Here is a 3,624-nt window from a genome sequence, read left to right as displayed (position 1 = left end):
AATCTCCCTGCTTGTGTGGCGCGCGCAATCCCCTGTAACCTGCAATGCAGATTGCGATTGAGTTGGACGGGCGCAGGTGACCAGCCACGGGTAACTTTCCTCCAAGATGGATTAGTAGTTACAAGCGTGGTGTGAGCGGCGGTCGTCCTTAGTTGGTTGGGCGTCCATAAAGGCCGGTTTTTTCTAAGATTTTAAGGGTGGTTCTGGCCGCGCAATCGGTGCTGCTTGGCAGCGCGCGATGGCACGAGCGTGCAGATAGCGAGCGAGAGCATTTGCAGTGGCCACGCCAGCATAGGGTATGGGCCGGCGCCCGCCGGCGTCTGAGCCGCGGCCGGATGAGTGGCGTCAGACCGGTTTGAGGCGGGTGAAGCTCACGAGATTGTAAGGCACCACAGATCAGACATAAGTCTTGGAGTGGTCGAGCCCACGCTAGATAGTGTCCTGATTCTGAAGTCCGGTTCATTCTATGCGTTTGCCTCGAGGGTTCGGAGGCAGAAGCGTTGGATGCTGGCCAGGATGTCGTCTGCGGTCTTGGTCCAGCGGAAGGGTTTCGGTTCGGCATTGGTAGCCTCGATGTAGGCGTTGATAGCCCTCGAGTTGTCATCGGGCGATGAATATTCCCTGATTGTGGGCATCGAAAATTCCCTAGTTGGCGCTGCTGCCGCCAGTTCCGGGACGCGTCCCGGAACTGGCGGCTTTCGCTCCGGCGTCGATAGTCCGTCCCGATTTGATCGGAATCGGAGCGGCGCTGGTGGTCCAACTTGGAGAACTTCTGATGATATTGGATCTACACCGTCAGGGCCTGTCCGTGACCGCGATTGCTCGGCGAACGGGCCGCGATCCCAATCCGCAAATATATCGAGCGCGGGCTCGAACTTCCCGCCTATGGCCCGCGACAGGCGGGGCGGCCAAACAAGATCGTGCCCTTTGTCGACTATCTGCGCGAACGGGTCTCGGCCTTTCCCGATCTGAGCGCCGTGCGCCTGACGCGCGAGATTCGTGAGCGCGGCTATGACGGCGCCTACACCGCCGTGAAGCGCTTCGTGGCCGCAATCCGACCGCAGGAGCAGGTGCGTCCCTTCGAGGTGCGGTTCGAGACGCCGGCCGGATATCAAGCACAGATCGACTTCGCGCGCTTCGTCACCGAGTTCACCGACGCGCCGGGCGTGACGCGCATCGTCTGGCTGTTCTCGCTCGTGCTTGGCCACTCGCGCTACATCTTCGCCCGCTCCGTCATGCACCAGGACCTGCAAACGCTGCTGCGCTGTCATATGCAGGCGTTCGACGCCATTGGAGGAGTACCGATCGAGATCCTCTACGACAGGATGAAGACGGCGGTCACCGGCGAAGATAACGAAAGCCACATCATCTACAATCGCTCGCTGCTGGCGCTGGCCAGGCACTTTGGCTTCCAGCCCAGAGCCTGCCGGCCGTATCGTGCCAAAACCAAGGGCAAAGTCGAGCGACCATTCCGCTATATCCGCGAGGACTTCTTCCTGGCCCGCAGCTTCCGCAATCTCGAGGACCTGAACGAGCAATTGCGAGATTGGCTCGACACCGTCGCCAATGCTCGCCTGCACGGCACCACGCAACGCATCGTCAGCGAAGCCTTCGCGGCGGAGCAGCCGGAACTTCAATCTCTCCCGGCAGTACCCTTCGACGCGCTTCTCAAGCTGGAGCGTCGCGTCAGCCATGATGGTCTCGTCTCGATCGGCGGCAACTACAGCGTTCCCGATCGCACCCGGCGCCTTGTCGAGGTTCACCAGCTTGCCGACTGCATCCGCATCCTGGACGAAGGCCGGCTGGTCGCCAGCCATCCTGTGCTCGAGGGGCGCCGTCAATATCGGATCGATCCTGCTCATCGTCAGGGGTTAGCTCGCCACGCCGCGAGGAAGACCGCCCCGGATATCATCGTCGGCCGCCTCGGCGATCATGTCGCCCGGCGCTCGCTCGACTTCTATCAGGCCGTCGCCGAGCGACTGGCCGTCGCGGGGAGCCGGTCATGACCATGCACGCATCCACGATCGACAGCATCAGGAAGAGCCTGGTCGGGCTGCGCATGCCACGGGCGCTCGAAGCGCTTGACGCGACCCGCGACGCATCGAGCAGGGCGAGATCGACGGCATCCAGCTGACGAACTTCTGGTGGAAGAACTAACTCTGCGCGAAAGTCGGCGCATCAAGGCTGCTCTGATGATGGCGCGCCTGACCACCATCAAGACGCTCGCCGGCTTCGACTTCGCTTTCCAGCCATCGCTCGATCGGAACCGCATCATGGCGCTGGCCGAACTGAAGTTCATCGAGCGGGCGGAGGTAGTCCATCTTCTCGGCCCGCCCGGCACCGGCAAGAGCCATCTGGCGACCGCGCTCGCTGTCGAAGCCGTCAAGGCCGCAAAGAGCGTCTACTTCTCCACGCTCGCCGACATTATCGCCTCGCTGGCCAAGGCCGAGCGCGAGGGGCAGTTGCGCGAGCGTATCCGCTATCTGTGCCGCGCATCCCTGCTGGTCGTCGACGAAATCGGCTATCTCCCGGTCGTGCCCGGCGGCGGCAATCTCTTCTTCCAGCTCGTCAATGCCCGTTACGAGAAGGGTGCCATGATACTCACCTCCAATCGCGGCTTTGGCTCGCCCGGCGCTGGTGGCGGCAAAGCAGAGGCCGCTCGCTCTCAAGGCTGGCGCGCCGGGCGAGCGCGGTGTCGGTCGCCGCGGTTCGGCTTACGCCTACAACGTGAAGGAGTTGCGAAACAGCGAGAAAGCCGCGGCCGAGAATGCCGAACGTGCCTACGAGCTGATGGTTCGGCATTGGCGGTCACGCGGGCCGAAGCGGCGCACGGACGCCACAAACGAGGAACGACTATAACGGCTGCGCGGCGGCACTCTCATCCTCTCGCAGCACTCTTTGCCACGTGGCCGTCCGTGCCGGACAAATATAGCATAAGGAACGTGCCGGCACGACCGCCGCCTCGGTCGCTCCAGACTGGCGCCGTGCTCGACACTGTCAAAGCGTGGCCTGGAAACCTCGCAGCCGGCCGTGGCGCCATCGCATCGGCCCAGCCTTGACTGCGTCTCGACACGCTCGCACGGGAAATCCTGTAGGCCGGGGCGAACAAACAGCTCACCTGAAGCCGGACAAAGAAACGCAACAGGAATCGAAAAGCCGAAATCAGGCTTGTCGATGCATCCGTGGTGTAGATGATGCGGCGCACGCTTTCAGGGAAGGCGAAGAACGGCACAACGTGCTGCCAGTTGCGCCGCCAGCTCTGCGCGATGGCCGGATATCTCTGGCCCCAATAGCCGGCGTCGAACGCATCGAGTGCGGCCAGGCCGGCCTCCGCGTCCTTGGCCCGGTAGATCGCGCGCAGCGCCGGCACGACGGGCATGCGGTCCTTCCACGACACGAACTCGAGCGAATGACGGATCAGATGCACGATACAGGTCTGGACCACGGTCTGCGGGAAGACGGCGTTAATTGCCTCGGGAAGCCCTTCAGCCCGTCGACGACGGCGATCAGGATGTCGCCGGCGCCACGGCTCTTCAGTTCGTTCATGACGCGCAGCCAGAACTTGGCGCCCTGGGTCTGCTCGATCCAAATGCCGAGAATCTCCTTGGTGCCATCCACGAAGCA

At 62.7% G+C, this 3,624-nt stretch carries 4 pseudogenes; 2 read left to right on the top strand and 2 right to left on the bottom strand.

The window, feature by feature from the left end:
• Positions 1–464: 464 nt before the first annotated feature.
• Positions 465–590 (bottom strand): annotated as a pseudogene (locus EN786_RS35810) (IS630 family transposase); the annotation flags it as partial.
• A 161-nt stretch (positions 591–751) separates the two neighbouring features.
• On the opposite strand from EN786_RS35810, the pseudogene istA reads away from it, so the two are divergent.
• Positions 752–2,006: pseudogene (gene istA / locus EN786_RS35805) on the top strand (IS21 family transposase).
• Positions 2,003–2,621, top strand: a pseudogene (locus EN786_RS39605) (ATP-binding protein); the annotation flags it as partial. The pseudogenes istA and EN786_RS39605, both read left to right, overlap by 4 nt.
• 554 nt (positions 2,622–3,175) lie before the next feature.
• On the opposite strand, the pseudogene EN786_RS35795 reads toward EN786_RS39605, so the two are convergent.
• Positions 3,176–3,624 (bottom strand): annotated as a pseudogene (locus tag EN786_RS35795) (transposase); the annotation flags it as partial.

The organism is Mesorhizobium sp. M4B.F.Ca.ET.143.01.1.1 (assembly GCF_004792275.1).
In the GTDB taxonomy this organism is placed as follows: Bacteria; Pseudomonadota; Alphaproteobacteria; order Rhizobiales; family Rhizobiaceae; genus Mesorhizobium; species Mesorhizobium abyssinicae.
This window is presented reverse-complemented; position numbering and strand designations above follow the sequence as displayed.